Genomic DNA, 20353 nt, shown 5'->3' with positions numbered 1-20353 from the left:
AGCCGCCCCGGCGGCTGAAGCACGATCTCATGTCGCGGTCGGCCGGTGTTCCCGGCCGACGGGTTCCGAAGTGCCCCATTGCGGAAACTTGGCGTGTCCATTACTTATCTGACCGTCCCGACGACCTCACCCGTCCGGTCTCGTCCGGTGTCGGCCCGTCCGGTGTCGGCCCGTCAACCGCCGGTGGGTCCGCCACCGGCCTGTCCGCTACCGGTCCGTCAACCGCCGGTCCGTCAACCGCCGTGCAGTTCCGCCTGCCGGTCCAGGCGTCGGCGCAGCTCCACGGGGAGCGGATGGTGCGGCCCGTACGCCCGCTCGGTGTCGTGGAGCAGCCCCTGGAGCTGCACACGCGCGCCCGCGTGGTCGCCGAGGGCGAGCAGCAGGTGCCCGACGCGGTTGCGGATCTCGAAGGAGCGGGCCGGGTCGTTGCCCGCGGCACGATGGCTCTCGTAGTGCGGGAGAACGGCCCGGTACTCGGCGAGCGCGGCGGCCGGTTCGCCGAGTTGCTCCAGGCACTGGGCCGCGTCGTGGCGGAACTGGAGCACCTGGGGGTCGGCGGGTCCGGCCTGCGCCGCGCGGTCGTCGGCGAGGAGGCGCAGCTCGGGCAGGGCACGGCGGTACTGGCCGTCGTCCATGAGCGTCGCCGCGTACTGCTTGCGAAGGATGCGGACCACGGCGGAGTCCTCGCCGTGCTGTTCGGCCGCGACCGGGAGGATGGACCCGAGGATGTCCACGGCCTGGGTGACGCGGCCCTGGCCGAGCAGGTGCTTGACGTCGTCGACGGCGGCGGCGACATCGGGCCGGACGGGCGCCGGACCGGGCGGCGCGGCGGACGGGAGCGGAGACGGGAACGGAGAGGGAGACGGGGACGGGACCGGGGAGGGAGACGGGGACAGAGGCGCGGACGGGGTCACGGACCGGTCGGGCCATGGGGCGTGCGGGCGCAGGAACGGGCGCGTCGGGTCGAGGGGGCCGGTGGGCAGCCCGGCTCCCCGCGCGGGGAGCAGCGGGGCGAGGTGCGCGTACACCTCCTGGGCGTCGGCCGGGCGGTGCTGCGGGTCCTTGGCCAGCAGTCGCAGTACCAGTGCTTCGAGCGGTTCGGGGATGTCGGCCCGCACGCGTCGGACCGGGAGCGGCGGTTCGTGGAGGTGGCGGTGCAGCACGCCCAGCGCGGTGGTTCCCGCGAACGGCACCTCGCCGCTGAGGAGTTCGTGGAGCAGCACGCCGAGGGCGTACAGGTCCGTGTACGGGCCGACGGCGCCGCCCATCGCCTGTTCGGGGGCCATGTAGGCCGGGGAACCGATCGGTGAGCCGGTGTGGGTGAGGCGGGTGGTATCGGTGTCCAGGACGGAGGCGACGCCCAGGTCGAGGACGGTGACGGTGCCGTCCGGGCGCACGATCACGTTGCGGGGCTTGAGGTCGCGGTGGACGATCGGCACCGCGTGCACGGCGCACAGGACGGCGCACAGTTGGGCGGCGACGGACACGGACCACTGCCAGGGGTACGGGTCGTGCTCGGCGAGGTGGTCGGCGAGGTCGGCACCCTCGACGTGCTGCATGACGAGGTACAGGTCGTCGCCGTCGCTCCCCGCGTCGTGGACGGTGACCAGGCCGGGGTGGTCGACCTGCGCGGTGACCCGGCACTCGCGGACGAAACGGCGGCGCAGTTCGTCCGCGGCCCGGCTGTCGGCCGGTCCGGTGACCCGGTCGGGGCGGAGCAGCTTCACCGCGACACGGCGGTCAAGGCGCTGGTCGTAGGCCGTCCACACCTGGCCCATGCCGCCCTGGCCGAGGATCGTCGCCAGTTGGTAGCGCCCGCCGATGACGCGCCCGCTCACCGGCCCTCCTCCTTGCGGAGGTAGGCGCTCAACTCGTCGAGCTCGGCGCGGACCTGCTCGATGCGCTGCGGCGGGGGCGAGGACGGGGACGGAGGGTGCGGCGGGGTCCCCGGTCGGGACGGGGGCGCGGCCGGCTGCCCCATGGCCGGTGCCGGACCGTACGACGGCGGTTGCGGTACGGGCGCCGGACCGGGCATCGGACCGGATGCCGGGGCGGGCGCCGGAGCGGACGGCCGCATGGGCATCGTTGTCGCGTACATGTGCGCGTGCCCTGCGGACCGGGGCGGGTACCCGCCCGCGAGGTGCTGTGCCGCGAGGTGCTGTGCCGCGAGCCGCTCGTGGTGGCGGACGTCCCCGACGAAGTAGTACGCGAGCGAGGCCGCCGTCGTCAGCAGCAACAGCGCGATGAGGACACCGTCGAGGGCGGTGGGCTCGTCGTCCCCCTCCCTGCCGAGGACCGGCAGCAGGACGCAGACGAACACGAACCCGGCCCCGGCCAGCCACGTGTCGAGGGCCCGGCGGCGCACGACGGCGAGGCGGAGCAACGGGCTCCACAGCAACAGCCCGAACGAACCCACCGAGAGCACGGTGAACAGCACCCGCATCGACACGGTCCACGCCCGGCTCGGAACCCGGCGCGGCGGCGTCGGCGGATGACCCGGGGCGTACATGACTGCTCCTGAGGACCTGGTCGTCGGACAACGTCTGCGCGCGCACGCGCACACGCGCACGCGATCCGAGCGTAGAGGTCGACAAGGACAGCCCGCGCCGGGTTGTACGGAACGGCTGTGTCCCGGGTCACCGCGGAGGGTCGCGGTCGGGTCGCTCCGGCCTGACCGTACCGTCCGTCAGCCCGTCGTACATGCCCTGGACCAGCTGTCCGCCGAGCCGGCCGACCAGCCGGAGCGCGTCCTCGAACTCGGCGAGGGCCCGGAAGCGGTCCCCGTAGCGCCGCTGTTCCGCCAGGGGCAACCGGGGAACCCGGAGGCGGCGGGCGTCCAGCCTGGTCGCGGTGGAGGCGTAGCTGCTGGCCCGGCGGTTGTTGGCGGTGCCGCGCAGGAACCCGGCGAGGAACCAGGGGTCGAGCGCGGTCGGATCGGGGCGCAGGAGGTGGAGGTTGCGGCCGAGCGCGGCGCCCGCGGTCGCCTCGTCGACGACGCGGGCGACGGAGCCGCCGCCGAGCACGGGGACGACGACGTCGCCCGGCTCGACGAGGACCGGCTCCTCCGGGGGGCCGTCGGTGGGCAGGTTTCCCGAGGGCGCGGCGGAACCGAGGACGTCGTGTTCCGTGAGGACCCGGGCCGTACCGGTGCCGGTGCCTCCGGTACGGAGCCGGAGCGCACCGGCGCGGGCGAGTTCGCCGACGGTGGTGAGGGACCAGTGGGCCGGGTCGGAGGGCAGCACGGCCGGAGGGGTGAGGGTGCCGGTGAGACCGAGTGTCTCGGTGAGCCGTCGCCGCACATCGGCGAGTTCGGCGGGTCCGCCCGCGGCGGCGGGGGGCGGCAGATGGCGGGCGGGGGTCAGGTCCACGTCGTCGTCGAGCAGTTCGATGACGGGGACGGTGCGTCCGATGTCCGGGCGCCCCTCGGCGAAGGCGCCCTTGGCCGCGCGAGCGGCGCCGTCCGCACCCGCGCCGCCACCACCGGCACCACCGGCACCACCGGCGGCGGCAAGGGCACCGTCGTCGAATGATCTCCAGGCGTCCAGGACGGCGCCGTGCACCACCTGCCAGTCGGGCCGGTCGCGCCCGCCGGAGGGGACGGCGGGCCCCGGAACGGCCGAGGGCGGTTCGACGGGTTCGGCGGTGTCGACGAGCAGCAGCTCGGGCGAGGGGGGCGGGCCTCCGCCGGGCCTGCGGAGCACCCAGAGGTGGAGCGGGATGCCGTACGGGGGCGCGGCGCCCGCCGGAAGGGCGATGACGGCGCGCAGGGCTCCGCGGCGCAGCAGGTCGGCGCGGATCCGGCGGCCGGAACGGCGCGAGGCGGCGGCCGGCGGCATCAGCAGCACGGCGATGCCGCCCTCGCGCAGATGGGCGAGGGCGTGCTGGACCCAGGCGAGTTCGGACTCGGTACGGGCCGGGAAGCCGTACTCCCAGCGCGGATCGTAGGCGAGTTCGTCATGGCCCCAGTTGCGCTCGTTGAACGGCGGGTGGCACAGCACCGCGTCGGCCGTGAGCCGCGGGAAGGCGTCGGCACGCAGGCTGTCACCGCTCCGTGCCGTGAGGGCGCGGCCGGTGTCGGCGTGCAGGGCCAGCCGCAGCGCGGTGAGCGCGGCGAGGCCCGGATCGTTCTCCTGGGCGTGCAGGGCGGCCGGTCCGGCGACGGCGCGCAGCAGGGCGCCGGTGCCCGCCGCGGGATCGAGGACGGTACGGGCGGGCCGCTCGCCCGTCTCCGCCAGGGCGGCCATGAGGCGGGCGAGTCCGGGCGGAGTGAGTGTGTACTGGCGCGGATTGGCGTCGAGTTGACGGCCGAGCAGGAACTCGAAGGTCTCCGGGACCCCGCTCCCGGTGGCGAGTTCCGCCGCGCCCCGGAGCAGGGGGACGGACGGGAGGAGTTCGGCACGACCGGGGGCGCGAACGGCCCGGCCCGCCTCCGCGGCAGGTCCGAAACAGGCGGTGAGCGTGTCGTCGAGAACGAGGGCCAGCGCATCGGCCATCTCCTCGTCCGGCACGCCGCCGATCTCCCGCCAGGTGGCGGGGTCGTTCCGCAGGACCAGCAGCGCGCAACCCGTGTGGACGAGGGCGGTGACGGGTCCGGCGGGATGTCCGACGAGCTGCTGCCAGACGCGTTCGCGCAGCGGAACCTCGGCGAGTTTCCCTTGGTCGCGCAGCCATTGCTCGATTTCGGACAGTGCGAAGGAGGGGCTCGTCTCGGTGCCTCCGACGGGCCTGGGGAAGTCGGCGTGGCGGCGGCGCCAGTTGCTGACCGCGGCGCGCCCCACCCCCGCGAGCCGTGCGATTCCGGCCGCGGTCACCTCTGTCGAGTTCTCCGGCACTGACTGTCCTCCAGGTCCGTCGGCGCTGTGTCGACGAGCATACCGACCTCCTGTCGGCCACATCGGTTCACAGTGTGACTCGACCAATCGAACATGATTGATGTTGACTCGGTTCACACACTCTGCTGTGATTGACGCGTCACCGTCACCGACGGGTGCGCACCGTCGTCGGCGGGCGTTCACCGCCACCGGCGGGTGCGGCGCGCGCCACCGTGCGCGGCCGCGCGTGTCCGCCTCCGCATTCGTTGAAGGGCCCCGCCATGTCCGGCCACTCGTCGTCCCCGCCACCACGGGAGTACGTCCCCGCGCGTGCGCCGGGCGAGCCGTCGGCGCGCAACGGCCTGGGCACCGCGGCGCTCGTTCTCGGACTCGCCGGCAGCGTGATGGGCCTGGTCTGGTCGCTCTTCTGGCTCGCTGCGGCGCTTGGCGTGTTCGCGCTCGCCCTGGGCCTCGCCGGCCGGGGTCGCACCACTCGCGGCAGGGCCGCCAATCGCGACGTGACGACGTTCGGGGCCGTGCTCGGCCTGATCGCCCTCGCCCTGTCGGGCGTGGGCGCGATGCTCCTGTGCAGGGCCGCGGAGGACACCACCGGTCCGCCCGCCGACACCTCGCACCGGTCGATCGAGGCACGGGCCGCCTCCGGTCCGCACTGAGACCCGACGCACCACCCCGCCGACCCGCCCCCGCCCGGCCCCCCTTCCCGCACCACCCGCTCCTGGAGTCCTCTGTCATGCGTCTTCTCGCCCGTACCACCGTCAACGCCGTCTGCGCCCTTTCCCTGTTGGGTCTGGCCGCCTGCGGCACCGGCACGTCCTCCTCGTCGAAGCCCGCCGGTCCCTTCGCGGGCATGTCGGGACCCGAGATCGCCAACAAGGCCGTCGAGACCACGAAGAAGGCGAAGTCCATGACCGTCGTCGTCGACACGACGACGGACGAAGGCAAGGTCTCCGCCCATCTGTCCACCGCGGCCTCCGGCGACTGCGCCGGAACCATGGCCATCGGACCGGCCGGGACCATGGAGATCCGCAAGGTCGGAGCCACCGTCTACACGAAGTTCGACGAAGCCCTGCTGCGCGAGCAGTCCAAGGGCGAGCCCGCGGAGGACGTCGACGCCGCGGTCGAGATGCTGGCGGGCCACTGGATGAAGTCGAAGGCCTCGGACCCCGACAGCAAGGACATGCTCGAACTCTGCGATCTGGGCACGCTGCTGAAGGACTTCGAGGCGAACGACAACGCGGCCGAGAAGGGCGGCGAGACCACCGCCGACGGCAGGCCCGCCCTGCGCCTCACCGAGAAGGACGGCAAGGACACCTACACCATGCTGGTGGCCACCGGGGGCGAGCCGTACATCCTCCAGGTCGATGCCAAGGGCAAGGAACCGATGACGATGAAGCTCTCCGACTTCGACAAGCCCGTGGTGGTCGAGGCGCCTGCCGTCAAGGACATCGTCGACCCGGACAAGCCGAACGGCTGACCGGGCCGGAGGGCCGGCGGGGCGGCACGGCGGACGACCCCGCCCTGCCGCCCCACCGGCCTCTCCCGCACCGCGTACGTCCCCCGTCCGGGGGTCAGCCGCCGCACTGGGCCAGCATGGCCGTCTTGTCGTCGGTGGTGACGGGGAGTTCGTACTTCAGCGCCACCTGGGCGAACCGCACCGCGTAGGCGCAGCGGACCGGCTCGTAGGGCGGCAGCCAGGTCGCCGGGCCGAAGTCCCGCTTGGCGTTGTTGGCGGGGCCGTCGACCGGGAGGAGGTTCAGCGGGTCGTTGGCGATCTGCTGACGCTTGGTGTCGTTCCAGCGGGAGGCGCCCATCTGCCAGTCGTACGACAGCGGCATGACGTGGTCGATCTGGACCCTGGTCGGCTTCTCCTTGCGCCAGTCGATGGTCGTGCCGGTGTACGGGTCCTTGAGGGTCATCGACACGACGACACAGGTGGAGCCGGAACGGAACTTCACGTCCTTGCCGTCCCGGGCGAGAAGGTCGTTGCGGGTGTCGCAGTGGTTCCGTGCCAGCGGTATCCCGTCGACCGTGTCCTTCCAGGCGGAACCGAACTTCTCGCGGGCGTACCCGGTCCTCGCGCCCCGGCGCTTCGTCGCGACCTTCTCGATGACCTTCCGGCCGGCCGCCCGGTCCGCCTCGGTGGTGAGCGGCGCCAGCCCGGGCTTCGTGCCGTCGGGGTTCTCCAACGGGCTGGCGCCGAACCCGGAGGCCGCCTGCCCGCCGCCCTGCGAGCCGTCCCCCTGCGAACTGCCGCCCCGCGCACCGCCGTCCTTCCGCCCGGCCCCGGAGGACCCCTCCCCGGCGTCGCAACCGGCCAGGGCCAGCACGGTTGCCGCGCTGAGCGCGGGCAGCATCACTCGGTACACACGGGGAGATATCACTCGAAGCCGTCCTGAGAGGAAGAAAGCCGAACGCGGAAATCGTACGGATGTCTTCCCTTCTGACAGTCGTTCAAGAGCGCGCGTCGGTCAAGGTGCGGCCGGAATCACATGGTTCGCGGTCCGCGCGTGCGGCCGGCTCCGTACGGCCCACCGGAACACGGCGGCTGGTGGAACCGCGGCAACAGCCATGAGTACGACGTCGTCGTTCCTGCGGCGAGCGGTGGAAGGGCGTTGCTGCCCGGCTCCGTCAGATGGCGCGAGAACAACCGGTTCGGCCCTCGTGACCTGACGCGTCCGACCGGGGGAAGGGCCGTCGTCCCGGGTGCGGCCGAGGCCGCGTTGCCGGCGGTGTGCCCCGCCGGGCTCTCCGACGGCGTGGGCGTGGACCTGACGCCCACCCCGCGGGATCTGCCGGCGGCCCGGCGGGCCTGAGACAGGGCCCCGCCCCGCGCCGCCCGGAAGGGAACGGGGGCACGGGCCCCGGCAGCACGGCACCCGCCCTACAGTTCCGGCTCGCCCCACGAACCGACGACCACCTCGTCGCCCACGGACAGCTTCCCCGGCCGGAGCACGGCGAACTTCGCGCCGAAGGCGACACCGCCCTGCGCTGCCCGCCGGTAGCCGGCGAGCGTACGCAGCGGCTCCGGGCCCGCCTTCGCGCCGGTGTCCTGGTCGACCATCGTGACGGCGCACCGGATGGCCGGCTTGGCGTAGCCCAACTCCGCTTCTCCCAGGGCGAGATGGCGCACCCGGTCCTCGGTGTGGGGCTCGTCCCAGCCGTCGACGACGATGTTCGGGCGGAACCGGTCCATGGGCAGCGGCGCGCCTCCTCGCCGGGCCGTCCGTTCGTTGAGCAGGTCCAGCGTGGCCACGGAGAGGATGTGCACGGCGCAACTGTCGGCGTAGCCGGAGGTGCCGGGCGTCCGGCCGTCGGTCACCCGGTCGTGCTCCGGAGGCACCCGCATCAGCCGGCTCGGCGTGCCGAGGATTTCCGACAGCCACCCGGCGGCCTCGTCGCCCTGGTCGATGCCCTTGAACGGGTCCCCGAACAGGTCGACGTCACGGCGCGCGCCGGAGACGTCGACGTCGATGGCCAGCGGGCTCGTTCCGGGACAGCGCAGCACGAGGCGACCGCCGTCGGCGCCGATGTCCGGACTGATCACCGCCAGTCGCGGATCACGGCGCTGGCTGCGGAACACCCCGTCCACGCCGGTGACCATGAAGCTGCGGTCGTGGGCGAGGCCCGCGGGTGTCAGCGTCGCGCCGTTCGTCGAGACGCCGGCGCACCCCTTGACGGGGTAGTACGACAGTGCGGCGATCCTGGCCACGCCCGCCCGCCCTCCCTCGTGCTCGGGCCACCGACGGTCGCCCGAGTCCGCTCCGCGCCGCACGGTAGCGCGTCGGCACAGCCACGCGTCTCCCCGGCCCGGCCGGACGTGCCGACGGGGCCGGGGAACGCGCACGCCCCGGGGCCCGCGGGGCAGTCCTCACGAGCCCAGGATCGTCGTCAGGAACTCCCCCGTCCACGCCAGCAGTTCGCGGCCCACGACCGGCTTGCCGCCGATCCTGCCGGTGGTGGGGCGCGGGACCAGGATCTGGTGGGCTGCCGGTTTGATGACCGTCTTGGGATAGAGCCGCTTGAGGCGCAGCTCCTGGGATTCGCGCAGTTCGACCGGGGCGAAGCGGATGTTCGGGCCCTGGAGCACGATCTCGCCGACGCCGCAGGCGCGGGCCAGCATGCGCAGGCCGGCGACCAGGAGGAGGTTCTCGACGGGTTCGGGGAGCTTGCCGTAGCGGTCGGTGAGCTCCTCGCGGACCGCCCGGATGTCCTCCTCGGAGTTGGCGGAGGCGATGGCCCGGTACGCCTGGAGGCGCAGCCGCTCGCCGGGGGCGTAGTCGTGCGGGACGTGGGCGTCGACCGGGAGCTCGATCTTGACCTCCAGCGGCGGTTCCTCCTCGACGCCGCCTTCGAGGGAGGCCCGGTAGTCGGCCACCGCCTCGCCGACCATGCGGACGTAGAGGTCGAAGCCGACGCCCGCGATGTGGCCGGACTGCTCGCCGCCCAGGAGGTTTCCGGCGCCGCGGATCTCCAGGTCCTTCATCGCCACGTACATGCCCGCGCCCATCTCGGTGTGCTGGGCGATCGTGGCGAGGCGTTCGTGGGCGGTCTCGGTGAGGGGCTTCTCCGGCGGGTAGAGGAAGTAGGCGTATCCGCGCTCGCGGCCCCGGCCGACCCGGCCGCGGAGCTGGTGGAGCTGGGAGAGGCCGAAGTTGTCGCCGCGTTCCACGATCAGGGTGTTGGCGTTGGAGATGTCGATGCCGGACTCGACGATCGTCGTGGAGACCAGGACGTCGAACTTCTTCTCCCAGAAGTCCACCACCACCTGTTCCAGGGCCTGTTCGGACATCTGGCCGTGGGCGGTCGCGATCCGGGCCTCGGGAACGATCTCGCGCAGCCGGGCGGCGGCCCGGTCGATCGACTCGACGCGGTTGTGGATGTAGAACGCCTGGCCCTCGCGGAGGAGCTCGCGGCGGATGGCGGCGCCGATCTGCTTCTCCTCGTACGGGCCGACGAAGGTGAGGACCGGGTGGCGCTCCTCGGGCGGTGTGGTGATCGTCGACATCTCGCGGATGCCCGTCACGGCCATTTCGAGCGTACGGGGGATGGGGGTCGCGGACATGGTGAGAACGTCCACGTTGGCGCGGAGCTTCTTCAGCTGCTCCTTGTGCTCGACGCCGAAGCGCTGTTCCTCGTCGACGATGACCAGGCCGAGGTCCTTGAACCTGGTCTCGGAGGAGAACAGGCGGTGGGTACCGATGACGAGGTCGACGGCGCCGTCGCGGAGCCCTTCGAGCGTCGCCTTGGACTCGGTGTCCGACTGGAAACGGCTGAGCGCCCGGACGTTGACGGGGAACTGGGAGTAGCGCTCGGTGAACGTGCCGTAGTGCTGCTGGACGAGGAGGGTGGTGGGGACGAGGACGGCGACCTGCTTGCCGTCCTGGACGGCCTTGAAGGCGGCCCGGACCGCGATCTCCGTCTTTCCGTAGCCGACGTCGCCGCAGATCAGCCGGTCCATCGGGACGGACTTCTCCATGTCGGCCTTGACCTCGGCGATGGTGGAGAGCTGGTCGGGCGTCTCCGCGTACGGGAAGGCGTCCTCCAGTTCGCGCTGCCAGGGGGTGTCGGGGCCGAAGACGTGGCCGGGGGCCGCCATCCGGGCCGAGTAGAGCTTGATCAGGTCGGCGGCGATCTCCTTGACGGCCTTCTTGGCGCGGGCCTTGGTCTTCGTCCAGTCGGCGCCGCCGAGCCGGTGCAGGGTGGGGGCCTCGCCGCCGACGTACTTGGTGACCTGTTCCAGCTGGTCGGTGGGGATGTAGAGGCGGTCTCCGGGCTGGCCGCGCTTGGCGGGGGCGTACTCGACGAGCAGGTACTCGCGGGTGGCGCCCTGCACGGTGCGCTGCACCATCTCGATGTAGCGGCCCACGCCGTGCTGCTCGTGGACGATGTAGTCGCCGGTCTCCAGGGTCAGCGGGTCGATCGTCTTGCGGCGGCGGACCGGCATCCGGCCCAGGTCCTTGGTGGCGGTGCGCTGGCCGGTGAGGTCGGTCTCGGTGAGGACGGCGAGCCGCAGCTCGGCGTCGACGAAGCCGTGGTCGATGGCGCCGCAGGAGACGTGGACGACGGACGGGGAGATCTCGCCCAGGTCGGGGTCCAGGCGGGCCGGGACACCCTCCCCGCTCAGCACCTCGACGGTGCGGGAGGCGAGGCCCTGCCCCTCGGTGACGTACACCGTGCGCCAGCCGTCGGCGATCCAGCCCTTGGTGTCGGCGAGCGCGCGGGCGGTGTCGCCGCGGTACGCCTCCGGGGCGTGCATGCCGAGCTTGAGCGTGTCGGTGTCCTCGACGGCTTCGTCGGCGGCGAACGGGGAGACCGACCACCACATCATGCCGAGCTCGCGCGCCCGGTCCCGGACGTCCGCGATGCCCCGCAGCGAGGCCGCGCCCACGTCGATCGGCGCCTGTCCCCCGCCCGCGGTCGCCGCCCACGACGCCTGGAGGAACTCCTGACTGGTGGCGACGAGGTCGGCGGCCCGGGTACGGACCCGCTCCGGGTCGCAGACCAGCGCCATCGACCCCGCGGGCAGCACGTCGAGCAGCAGTTCCATGTCGTCGACGAGGACCGGGGCGAGGGACTCCATGCCCTCCACCGCGATGCCCTCGGCGATCTTGCCGAGCAGTTCGCCGAGCTCCGGATGCTGTTCGGCGAGGGCGGCGGCCCGGCCGCGCACCTCGTCGGTGAGCAGCAGTTCCCGGCAGGGCGGTGCCCACAGCCCGTGTTCGGCGACCTCCAGCGACCGCTGGTCGGCGATCTTGAAGTAGCGGATCTCCTCGACGTCGTCGCCCCAGAACTCCACCCGAAGGGGGTGCTCCTCGGTCGGCGGGAAGACGTCGAGGATGCCGCCGCGCACGGCGAACTCGCCTCGCTTCTCGACGAGTTCGACCCGCGAGTACGCGGCTGCCGCGAGTGCGTCGACGATGCTGCCGAGGTCGGCGTTCTGCCCGGTGCGCAGCGCGACGGGTTCCAGGTCGCCGAGCCCCTTGACCTGGGGCTGGAGCACCGAGCGGACGGGCGCCACGACGACCTGGACCGGGCCGGTCTCCGGGTCGTCCGCGCGGGGGTGCGCGAGTCGCCGCAGCACCGCCAGGCGGCGCCCCACGGTGTCGGAGCGGGGCGAGAGCCGTTCGTGCGGCAGGGTCTCCCAGGACGGGTATTCGGCGACGGTGTCGGGCGGCAGCAGCGTGCGCAGTGCGGCGGCCAGGTCCTCCGCCTCCCGGCCGGTCGCGGTGACGGCGAGCACGGTCCGGCCGGACTCACGGGCCAGGGCGGCCACGGCGAAGGGGCGGGCGGCGGCCGGGCCGACCAGGTCGACGTGCATCCGGTGGCCGTCGCCCGCGGCCCTCACCGCTTCGGAGAGTGCCGGGTCACGAACGACGACATCCAGCAGACCGTGCAGACTCATGAAGGGCTTCCGTCCGGGTAAACGAGGCAGGGTCCCGGCAGCCGGCTGCTGCCAGGGGTCGGGACAACGCGAAGGACCCGACACATGTGCGAGGGCGGCTTCCGGGTCGGACCGGTCCGGACCGGGGAGCGCGGGCGGTGCGCGCGGTCCACGGCGGAAACCGGGACGCGCGCGGAGCGTGGGCGATCGACGGGAACGTCACGGACGCGCGTGCCCGTCATGTCGCCGTCACGCCCTCGCGGGCCGGGCCCGGCATGATCCAGGAGCCACCCCCGGCGGGCCGGGGACCACCAGCCTACGACTCTCCCGTGACGGCCGCGCCCGCAATTGTGCCGGGCGGGAACGGGACGGGAACGGGACGGGGGCGAGAAAGGGAACGGGGCGGGGGCGGGAACGGAGCGGGGGCGCGGTCCCGGCCGGTCGGCCGCCGTCCGTGCCGTGGCCGGAATACGTCGGACGCCCCGCCCGCCGGGCGGCGGGCGCCCGTTCCGGCGGGCGCCCGGCCCGTACCGTCCGTCGCACGCGCGGGGCCGCTCGTCGCGGGACGCGCACCGTTCATCTTTGTCTCGCACACAGTTGTGTTCGAGACCCTCACAGAAATGATCTCAGCGTCTACTCTTTGGCCGAAAGATTCCACAAACAGTTGCACGGACAGTCAGTACGGCAGCCGCAGACCAGTGCTCACGGGCGACCCCCGGGAGTACGCGGCCGCGCAGGGACCAGGCAGCGGGGGCACACGTGGGCGACAACGAGATGTCCGTGTTCGGGGTCTCGGAGGCCGAGGAGGAGATCTACCGGCATCTCCTGCGCAACCCCGGCACCGCCACCGATGATCTGCACCTCCTCCTGCGCACGGACCGGGCATCCGCACGCGCCCACGTCGCCCGGCTCCAGGAGCTGGGGCTGCTCCATCCCGAGGGGCCCGATCTGCGCGTCTTCCCGACCGACCCCGAGGTCTCCGTGAGCCGGCTCATCGATCTGCGTCTGCACGCCCTGCACCAGGAGTTGCAGCGCGTCACCCGGTCCCGGCACGTCATCGACGGTCTGCGCGCGGAGCAGGGGGCACGAAGACCTCCGCCGCCGGGCATCGAGCAACTGGAGGGGCTCGCGCAGATCCGCAACCGGATCGACGATCTCGCGTTCTTCGCCAGGGACGAGATCCTTTCCGTGGAGCCGTACACCAAGCTGTCGCCGGAGAACATCGCCCGCTCCCGCCCGTTGGACCTGCGCTGTCTGCGGCGCGGCGTAAGAATCCGGAACGTGGTGATCCGGGCCGCGCTGCGGGATCCGGCGACGGCCTCCTACCTGCGGGAGCTTGCCGATAACGGGGCCATGATCCGGGTGACCGAGCACAGTGCCGAGCGGCTGCTGGTCTACGACCGCAAGGCGGCGCTCGTTCCGCTGGACCCGCACGACACCTCGCGCGGTGCGCTGCTGGCCCACCGCGGCGGCCTGGTGCGCAACATCATCGCCCTCTTCGAGAAGATCTGGGACCAGGCGGACGATCTCGCGCGGGCGGGCGACGAGGACGACGGGGCCCCGGACGCCTGCCTGTCGGAGACCGAGCGCCGGGTGCTGGTGTCCATGTGCACCGTGGGCAAGGACGAGGCGGGCGCGCGTGAGCTGGGCGTATCGGTCCGGACGTACCGGCGGCACGTGGCCGATCTGATGCAGACCCTCGGTGCCGCGAGCCGCGCCCATGCCGCGCTGCTGGCCCGGGAGCGCGGCTGGATCTGAGCGGTGTGCCCGCGACGGCGCCACCGGGCGCGTCGCGGACGCGGGGCTCACCGTTCCTCCGTCCAGCCGTCGAGTGCCCGGTCGGCGAGGGCGCCGGCGACGGCCCGGCGCACCGCGTGGTGATCGACGGCGTCGTCCAGGGCGATGCGCAGGACGATCCGGTCCGGGCCCACGGACCGGGGGGTGCAGGTCCAGTGGGCGGGCAGCAGGCTCAGCAGCCGGACGACGGTGGTCTCGCCGGTCGCGGCCGTGTCGTCGCGGCGGACGGTGACCAGGTCGACATGGCCGGCGCCGGGCGCCGCCCCGTCGCGGTGGCCGGTCACGGGGTGTCCTCTTCCGGAGCCTCCGGGACCACTGAGGCCGCAGGGACCGCTGGAACCGCCGGGGCCAGGAACCGCCTCGCGGCCGACGCCATGGCCACGATCCCGGTGGGCAGGGCGGTACGCACGTCGGGGGCGAACTCCGGCGTGTGGTTCGCCGGTACCGGCGGTCCGCCGTCGCGGGCCCGGCGCCACTGCCCCGCCCCCGTGACGCCGAGCATCCAGTACACCGTCGGCACGTCCCCGTCGCCGAACCTGGCGAAGTCCTCGGTTGCCGTGAGCGGGCCGCAGCCGGTGACCCGTTGCGGACCGAACGACTCCTCGTGCGCCCGGCGCACCGAGAGGGTGGCGGCCTCGTCGGTCAGCAGCGCGGGCGAGCGGGCGGTGACGGAGAAGTCCGGCTCCCTGGGGCAGCCGGACGCCGCGCACTCGGCCCGCACGATCCGCAGCGCGGCGGCCGTCATCCGCTCGACCACCGGACCGGACAACGCCCGTACGCACAGGGAGAGTTCCGCCGTGTCCGGGATCACGTTGCCGGGACCCCCGGCGCGCAGCGCGCCGACGGTCAGCACCGCGTGCTCGGCCGGGGCGGTCTCCCGCGCGACGACGGACTGGAGCCGCAGCACCGTGGCCGCCGCCGTGAGGACCGGGTCGACGGTGAGGTGCGGGGTTCCGGCGTGGCCGCCGCGCCCGTACAGCGTGACGTCCACCGACGCGCTCGCCGCCATCAGCGGCGTACGGAAGTCCACGGCGTGCGCGACGGTGCCGGCGGGGGCGGGCGAGGTGTGCTGGGCGAGGACCGCGGCCGGGGTGCCGAACCGTTCGTACAGGCCGTCCGCCAGCATCTCGCGCGCCCCGGCCAGGGTCTCCTCGGCCGGCTGGCCCGCCACCAGGACCGTGCCGCGCCACGCGGACCGGGTCCTGGCGAGTTCGTCCACGGCCCCGGCGACCGCGGCGAGATGGAGATCATGACCGCAGGCGTGCATCACGCCCGGCACGGTGCTCGCGTAGGAAAGGCCGGTGCGTTCGGTGACCGGGAGGGCGTCGAGTTCGGTGCGGAGCATGACCGTCGGACCGCTGCCGTTGCGCAGGACCCCGACCAGCCCGTGTCCGCCGCCCACCTGCCGGGCGACCGTGCAGCCGCTCGCCTCCAGCCGGGCGGCGAGCAGGTCCGCGGTGCGGCGTTCGCCCCCGGAGAGCTCGGGGTGGGCGTGCGCGTCGAGGTACAGCTCCAGCGCCGGACGCAGCACCTCCCGCGCCACCACGGGGGCCGGGGCCCTGGACCGGGCCGGGCTCGGGTTCGGGGGCGGGGGGCCGGGTGGGGATGCGGGTGTCTCCTGCATGTCATCTCACCTCGTTCCGCCGGCCGGGCCGGTCGTCGTCCCGGCCGGCCGGGCACGTGTGGGGCCGGCTCCCTCAGAGCCTGTCGGGTGACCTCCGACCGGGCGGCCACGTCCTGGCACGCACGCTTCCGGCGTTGCCGACATGACCGAGCAGCTCCGCCACTGGGCCGTCCCGGCGCCCTGGAACCGCACGCGCCATGCCGCGTCCGCCTTCCGGTCGAAGGTCATCCGACAGGCTCTCAGCCTGAGCCTCCCCGGCTTCAGGAATGCGGCGTTCCGCTGTCAGGGGGTGCCAGCGGTCTGACAGCGAAACCGCGGCCGATCTGACAGCGGTCCCCGCTGCAATGACGTCATCGCAGGGGAACGTCGCCGGAGCCGCCGGCCCGTCCCCGGGAACCAAGGGAGAAGACCATGGCCCCCAAGACCGAGCTCGCCACCCTCGCCGACGAGATCCTGGAGCTGGAGTCGGAGACCTTCGAGATCTCGGACTACTCGGACGCCGCGGAGGTCGTGCTGGCCGGTTCGACGTCCTGCTCCTCGACCTCGACCTGCTCCAGCACCACCAGCACCACCTCCTGCTGCGCCTGATCCGTTCGTCGGTCGCGCAGCGTTCGCAGGACCGCAGGCCCTCTCCGTGCCGTGAGCGCGGAGGGGGCCTGTGTGCCGACGGCCCGGCCGCACCGGCCGTCGGCACGACCCCGCCGGTCACGGGAAGGGGTGCGGGACGCGCTTGACCGCGGACTCCGGCAGGTCGTCGGCCCGCCTGCCCGCGGCCCGCAACGCGGTGCGCAGCCGGGGCATCAGCAGGGCCCGCTGCCGGGTCCAGCCGAAGTCCAGCGGAAGCAGGCCGGGGACGACGGCGGCGACCGTGTGCAGGCCCATCCGGCGCTGCTCGGGGGTGGTCTGGTCGACGGCGATGACGTCGTGCCCGGCGTTGACGAGCTGGTCGCGCAGCAGGTTCAGATCGTCGAACAGGTCCCCGGTGCGCGGGCGGTGGGGCTGCCAGTCGGCGAAGGTGTCGGCAAGCGGACGCACCGCGACCGGCTCCAGGTACTCCCGGGCGTGCACCGCCATCCCGGGCAGCCCGTAGAGCTGGGCGTGGTCCTTGAGCTGCCGTACGCGGGTGAAGTCGGCCGCCATGGCGGTGAGTTCGGCGTGGCGTTCGGCGACCTGGTAGGGCAGGTGCGGGATGTAGGTGAGGACTTCGGACAGCGCCGATTCGACGGTCGCCTCCGGGTCGAATCCGGCGGCGGCGGCGAACGACAGCGTGCCGTGTCCGCCGTCCCGGCGCACCGCGAGGGCGGTGACGACGGGGACGGCCAGGTCCATCCGGGTGTCGAAGGCGTGGACGTCGTAGCCGTGCAGCCCGGCCCTGTCGATCATGCTGCGGACGGCCGCGGACCGGCAGGTCGTGAGGTCGATCGCGGTGAGCGGGGTCCGGCCGTGCCAGGCGAGCAGGAAGGCGTCCCGTTCGACGATCTCCAGCAGCCCGTAGAGGATCGCCTCCTCCAGGCTGCCGCCGGTGGCGCAGCCGTTGGAGCATTCGAAGACGAAGTTGTCGGCCTCCACCCCGGCGCTGTAGTGGGCGAGCCGGGCGGGCACCAGGACGGGACGGTCGTCGCGCAGGGAGTGGCCCCACACCCACGGGATGGGCCGGTCCGGGTCGAACGGGGAGACCATCGGGTCGCTCGCGTAGGTCTCGGGGGCGTAGAGGCCGCAGGCCGCCGGGTCCAGGGCCCGGTCGGCGAGCCGGGTGTAGCTGTCCACGACGGGTGAGGTGCCGCGGCGGCGCGTGGTGCCCGCGTACCGTTCCAGGCCCTCCAGGTGGGCGAGGACGCGGCTGGTGTCGTAGCTGTTGGCCTGGCCGCTCCAGGTGACGTCGTTGAGACCGGCGTAGCCGCGGACGAAGTGGGTGCCGGCGGCGGGTGCGGTGGTGGTGGACGTCGGGTTGATCCACAGGTCGGAGCCGAGGGTGCCGCAGACCGGGTTGACGAGCGCGGCGGTCGGCAGCGGGTACGAGGACAGGGGCCGCAGCCGGTAGCCGTCCGGGTCCGGTTTCGGGGCCGGGCCGAGGCCCATGCGGGCCGACTCGGCCGTGTCGGGAACCTCCTGGACGCAGGCGGGGCAGAGCGGTTCGGGCAGGAGCGGGAACGTCGCGGTGGCCAGGGTCACCAGGTCGATCCGGCTGACCCGGGGCAGCGCGCGGTCGGCGGCGGTCGTGTCGGGAAGGCTGTGGGCGGTGGTGCCGAGGACCGCCCGGTAGAGGGCCCAGACGGCGTCGGCCGCGTAGGGGGTGAGGACCGGCCAGTGGGCGGCGCCGCCCGGGCGGCCGCCGAGTTCCAGTGCCTCGCGCTCCGAGCGGCTGCGCAGCCGCTGCCAGCGCATGGCGAGGCACTGGCCGCAGGCGGTGGTGCCCGGCTCGCCGCCCCAGGGGCCGATCAGCACGGCGCGGGAGGTGAGCTGGACATTGGCGGCCGGGCGGTGGCCGGCGTACGGGTCGGGGCTGCCGAAGCCGAGCGTGTCGGCGGCGCCGAGCGGCACCACACGGGGCGCGGGCAGGGCCGTCGGGCCGGACAGCTCCCGGTGGCGGCGGGTGAGTTCGTCGTGGAGGTCTGCGCGGGCGGCCTCCAGCGGGGTCTCGCCGCGCACCGGCGGTACGGCGGGCGCCGTGGCCGTCGTCATGACTTGTCGCTCCAGCGGAAGGTCTTGAGCGCGATCGCGCACAGGACGAGGGCGAATCCGGCGAGCACCGCGCAGGCGATGCCGATGTCACCGGCGCCGCCGGAACCGGTGAGGGCGCCGGAGATCCCGTCGTTGAGGTAGCGCAGCGGCAGCACCCGGGACAGGTTCTGCATCCAGCCCGGCATGGCGTCCAGCGGGAAGAACGAGCCGGACAGGAACGCCATGGGGATCATCAGGCAGTTGGCGACGGCGGCGACGGCCTCGGGGGTCTTGGCGTAGCTGCCGACGATGACGCCCAGGGCGAGGAACGCGGTGATGCCGATGACCAGGACGGGCAGGGCGAGCGGCCAGCGGCCGTCCAGCCGGAGCCCGAACATGGGCAGCAGCGCGATGGAGACGAACAGCACGGCCTGGACCGCGCCGATGCCGAGCGCCAGGACGTAACGGGAGGCGAGGACGGCGGAGACCGGTGTCGGCGTCATCCGGATGAGCCGCAGGATGTCGTCGCGCCGCCACTGCATGAGGACGAAGCCGACCCCGAACACGGCGGCGTTGCCGACGCCCCAGGACAGGACGCCGGGGGCGATGTAGTTGATGTAGGGCTTGCCGCTCTCCTCGACCGTCTGGCCGTGGAAGATCAGCCCGAAGACGACGAGGAAGATGAGGGGGAAGGCGAAGGTGAAGAAGAGCGTGGTCTTGTCGCGCGTGTAGGCCCGGTATCCGGCCTGGCTCAGCGCCGCGTATGCGCTCATCGGGGGTGTCTCCGTATCACTGCTGGGGATCGGTGCGGGGTGGAGGGTGGCATCACTGCTGGGGGCCGGTGCGGGGCGGGGCGACCGGCGGGGACGGTGCGGAGGGCGGGGGCGCGGCGGCCGCCGGGCCGTGTCCTCGAACCGCCTGAGGGCCTGTCGGGTGGCCTTCGGCCGGAAGGCGGGCGCGGCGCACGGCACGTGCGGTTCCGGGGCGCCGGGAGGGCCCGGCAGCGGAGCTACTCGGGGGTGCGCGTGGCGTCGGTCGGGGCGCCGGTGAGCGCCAGGTAGACGTCCTCCAGGTCGGCGGTGCGCGTCTGTACGCCCCGCAGTCCGGCCAGGGCGTCGATCGCGGCCAGCACCTTGCCGGATTCGAGGGTCTCCAGCACGAGCGCGCCGGGCTCCTCGGTGACGGCGTCGACGCCCTCGATGGCCCGTGCCTGGTCGAGGGTGATCCGGTCGTCGGGGACGACGAGCCGGGTGGTGGGGGCGGCGGCGGCGATGAGGTGGGCGGGGCTGTCGAGGGCGGCGACGGCGCCGTCGACCATGATGGCGACCCGGTCGCACAGCGCCTCGGCCTCGTCGAGGTGGTGGGTGGTGTAGACGATGGTGCGGCCCTCGCCCTTGAGGTCGCGCAGCACCTGCCACAGCGCGCGACGCGCCTGCGGGTCGAGGGCGGCGGTCGGCTCGTCCAGGAAGATCAGTTCGGGTTCGTGGACGAGTGCGGAGGCGATGGCGAGGCGCTGGCGCTGGCCGCCGGAGAGGTCGTCCACCCGGGTGTTCCCCTGTTCGTCGAGGCCGACGGAGGCGAGGGCCCGGTCGGCCGCCGCGTCGTCGGTGCGGTAGAGGGCGGCCATGGTGCGCAGGTGCTCGCGGGCGGTGAGGCGGACGAAGAACGCCGAGGTCTGGGTCTGCACGCCGAGCCGGGGCAGCAGGGCCGGGTTGCGCGGCCAGGGGCTGGAGCCGAGCACGGTGACGGTCCCGGAGTCCGCCTTGCGCTGCCCCTCCATGATCTCGACGAGGGTGGTCTTGCCCGCCCCGTTGGGGCCGAGCAGTCCGAAGAACTCGCCGCGCGGCACGGTGAGGGACACCCCGTCGACGGCGTGCCGGTCGCCGTACCTCTTGTGCACGGCGTCGAGGACGACTGCGGGCACGGACCCGTCGTCCGGGCCTGCCTGGTTCCCCGGGGAGGCGGAGGGGGCGGTGGGGGTCATGGAACTCTCCTTGTCCGCCGCTGATCGGCGGGTCGGTGCTTCGGCGCGGCGGTCGGCGGGCGTGCGGTCGGCGG

Annotated in this window: 16 protein-coding genes; 5 read left to right on the top strand and 11 right to left on the bottom strand. The window is 73.4% G+C overall.

Translation table 11 applies throughout. The features are described from left to right. Positions 1 to 233: 233 nt before the first annotated feature. From ACF1CT_RS20555 to ACF1CT_RS20545, 3 genes are all read right to left on the bottom strand, one after another. The gene (locus ACF1CT_RS20555) at positions 234 to 1838 is read right to left on the bottom strand and encodes a protein kinase (RefSeq protein ID WP_391785320.1); all 1605 of its coding nucleotides are present in this window, start codon (positions 1836 to 1838) and stop codon (positions 234 to 236) included. After that, complete coding sequence (locus tag ACF1CT_RS20550; protein WP_391785319.1) at positions 1835 to 2509, bottom strand: hypothetical protein; 675 nt, start codon at positions 2507 to 2509, stop codon at positions 1835 to 1837. Before ACF1CT_RS20550 ends, ACF1CT_RS20555 begins: the two co-directional genes overlap by 4 nt. A gap of 127 nt (positions 2510 to 2636) precedes the next feature. Continuing rightward, on the bottom strand, positions 2637 to 4832 hold the full coding sequence (locus tag ACF1CT_RS20545; protein ID WP_391785318.1) for an N-6 DNA methylase: 2196 nt from the start codon (positions 4830 to 4832) through the stop codon (positions 2637 to 2639). Positions 4833 to 5092: 260 nt separating this feature from the next. Here ACF1CT_RS20545 and ACF1CT_RS20540 point away from each other — a divergent pair, with 260 nt between their 5' ends. Beyond that, on the top strand, positions 5093 to 5485 hold the full coding sequence (locus ACF1CT_RS20540) for a hypothetical protein (RefSeq protein ID WP_391785317.1): 393 nt from the start codon (positions 5093 to 5095) through the stop codon (positions 5483 to 5485). Between the two features lie 77 nt (positions 5486 to 5562). Next, positions 5563 to 6306, top strand: a complete 744-nt coding sequence (locus tag ACF1CT_RS20535; protein WP_391785316.1) for a hypothetical protein — start codon at positions 5563 to 5565, stop codon at positions 6304 to 6306. A gap of 94 nt (positions 6307 to 6400) precedes the next feature. On the opposite strand, the gene ACF1CT_RS20530 is transcribed toward ACF1CT_RS20535, so the two are convergent. After that, positions 6401 to 7213 carry an HNH endonuclease family protein gene (locus ACF1CT_RS20530; protein ID WP_391785315.1) on the bottom strand — a complete coding sequence of 271 codons (813 nt, stop codon included), beginning with the start codon at positions 7211 to 7213 and terminating at the stop codon, positions 6401 to 6403. 126 nt (positions 7214 to 7339) lie between these two features. Between ACF1CT_RS20530 and ACF1CT_RS20525 the strand changes: the two genes are divergently transcribed. Then, positions 7340 to 7645 (top strand): hypothetical protein, encoded by a 306-nt coding sequence (locus tag ACF1CT_RS20525; RefSeq protein ID WP_391785314.1) that lies wholly within the window; start codon positions 7340 to 7342, stop codon positions 7643 to 7645. A 68-nt stretch (positions 7646 to 7713) separates the two neighbouring features. On the opposite strand, the gene ACF1CT_RS20520 is transcribed toward ACF1CT_RS20525, so the two are convergent. Beyond that, a complete protein-coding gene (locus ACF1CT_RS20520) occupies positions 7714 to 8541 on the bottom strand; it encodes an MOSC domain-containing protein (RefSeq protein WP_391785313.1) in 828 nt (275 codons plus the stop codon). Positions 8542 to 8700: 159 nt separating this feature from the next. Beyond that, on the bottom strand, positions 8701 to 12234 hold the full coding sequence (gene mfd, locus ACF1CT_RS20515) for a transcription-repair coupling factor (protein ID WP_391785312.1): 3534 nt from the start codon (positions 12232 to 12234) through the stop codon (positions 8701 to 8703). A 738-nt stretch (positions 12235 to 12972) separates the two neighbouring features. Here mfd and ACF1CT_RS20510 point away from each other — a divergent pair. Further along, entirely contained in the window at positions 12973 to 13971 is a 999-nt protein-coding gene (locus tag ACF1CT_RS20510) for a helix-turn-helix transcriptional regulator (RefSeq protein WP_391785311.1), read from the top strand. Between the two features lie 47 nt (positions 13972 to 14018). Here ACF1CT_RS20510 and ACF1CT_RS20505 read toward each other — a convergent pair whose 3' ends face one another. Continuing rightward, positions 14019 to 14294, bottom strand: coding sequence for a hypothetical protein (locus ACF1CT_RS20505; RefSeq protein WP_391785310.1), 276 nt, complete (start codon positions 14292 to 14294; stop codon positions 14019 to 14021). Beyond that, positions 14291 to 15634, bottom strand: a complete 1344-nt coding sequence (locus ACF1CT_RS20500; RefSeq protein ID WP_391785309.1) for an amidohydrolase — start codon at positions 15632 to 15634, stop codon at positions 14291 to 14293. The genes ACF1CT_RS20505 and ACF1CT_RS20500 overlap by 4 nt, the downstream gene beginning before the upstream one ends. Before the next feature lie 411 nt (positions 15635 to 16045). On the opposite strand from ACF1CT_RS20500, the gene ACF1CT_RS20495 reads away from it, so the two are divergent. Next, positions 16046 to 16222 carry a thiazolylpeptide-type bacteriocin gene (locus tag ACF1CT_RS20495; protein WP_073790073.1) on the top strand — a complete coding sequence of 59 codons (177 nt, stop codon included), beginning with the start codon at positions 16046 to 16048 and terminating at the stop codon, positions 16220 to 16222. Positions 16223 to 16339: 117 nt separating this feature from the next. On the opposite strand, the gene ACF1CT_RS20490 is transcribed toward ACF1CT_RS20495, so the two are convergent. The 3 genes from ACF1CT_RS20490 to ACF1CT_RS20480 all read right to left on the bottom strand — a co-directional run bounded on the left by ACF1CT_RS20490 (position 16340) and on the right by ACF1CT_RS20480 (position 20279). Next, a complete protein-coding gene (locus ACF1CT_RS20490; RefSeq protein WP_391785308.1) occupies positions 16340 to 18316 on the bottom strand; it encodes a TOMM precursor leader peptide-binding protein in 1977 nt (658 codons plus the stop codon). Continuing rightward, positions 18313 to 19068, bottom strand: coding sequence for an ABC transporter permease (locus tag ACF1CT_RS20485; RefSeq protein WP_391785307.1), 756 nt, complete (start codon positions 19066 to 19068; stop codon positions 18313 to 18315). Before ACF1CT_RS20485 ends, ACF1CT_RS20490 begins: the two co-directional genes overlap by 4 nt. Before the next feature lie 236 nt (positions 19069 to 19304). Next, positions 19305 to 20279: an ABC transporter ATP-binding protein gene (locus ACF1CT_RS20480; protein ID WP_391785306.1), complete on the bottom strand. Its 975-nt coding sequence runs from the start codon at positions 20277 to 20279 to the stop codon at positions 19305 to 19307. Positions 20280 to 20353: the final 74 nt, after the last annotated feature.

Origin of the sequence: Streptomyces sp. NPDC014734, from assembly GCF_043083325.1 — a bacterium.
GTDB lineage: Bacteria > Actinomycetota > Actinomycetes > Streptomycetales > Streptomycetaceae > Streptomyces.
Note: the sequence above shows the minus strand (reverse complement) of the source record. Positions and strands in the feature narration are given on the sequence as shown.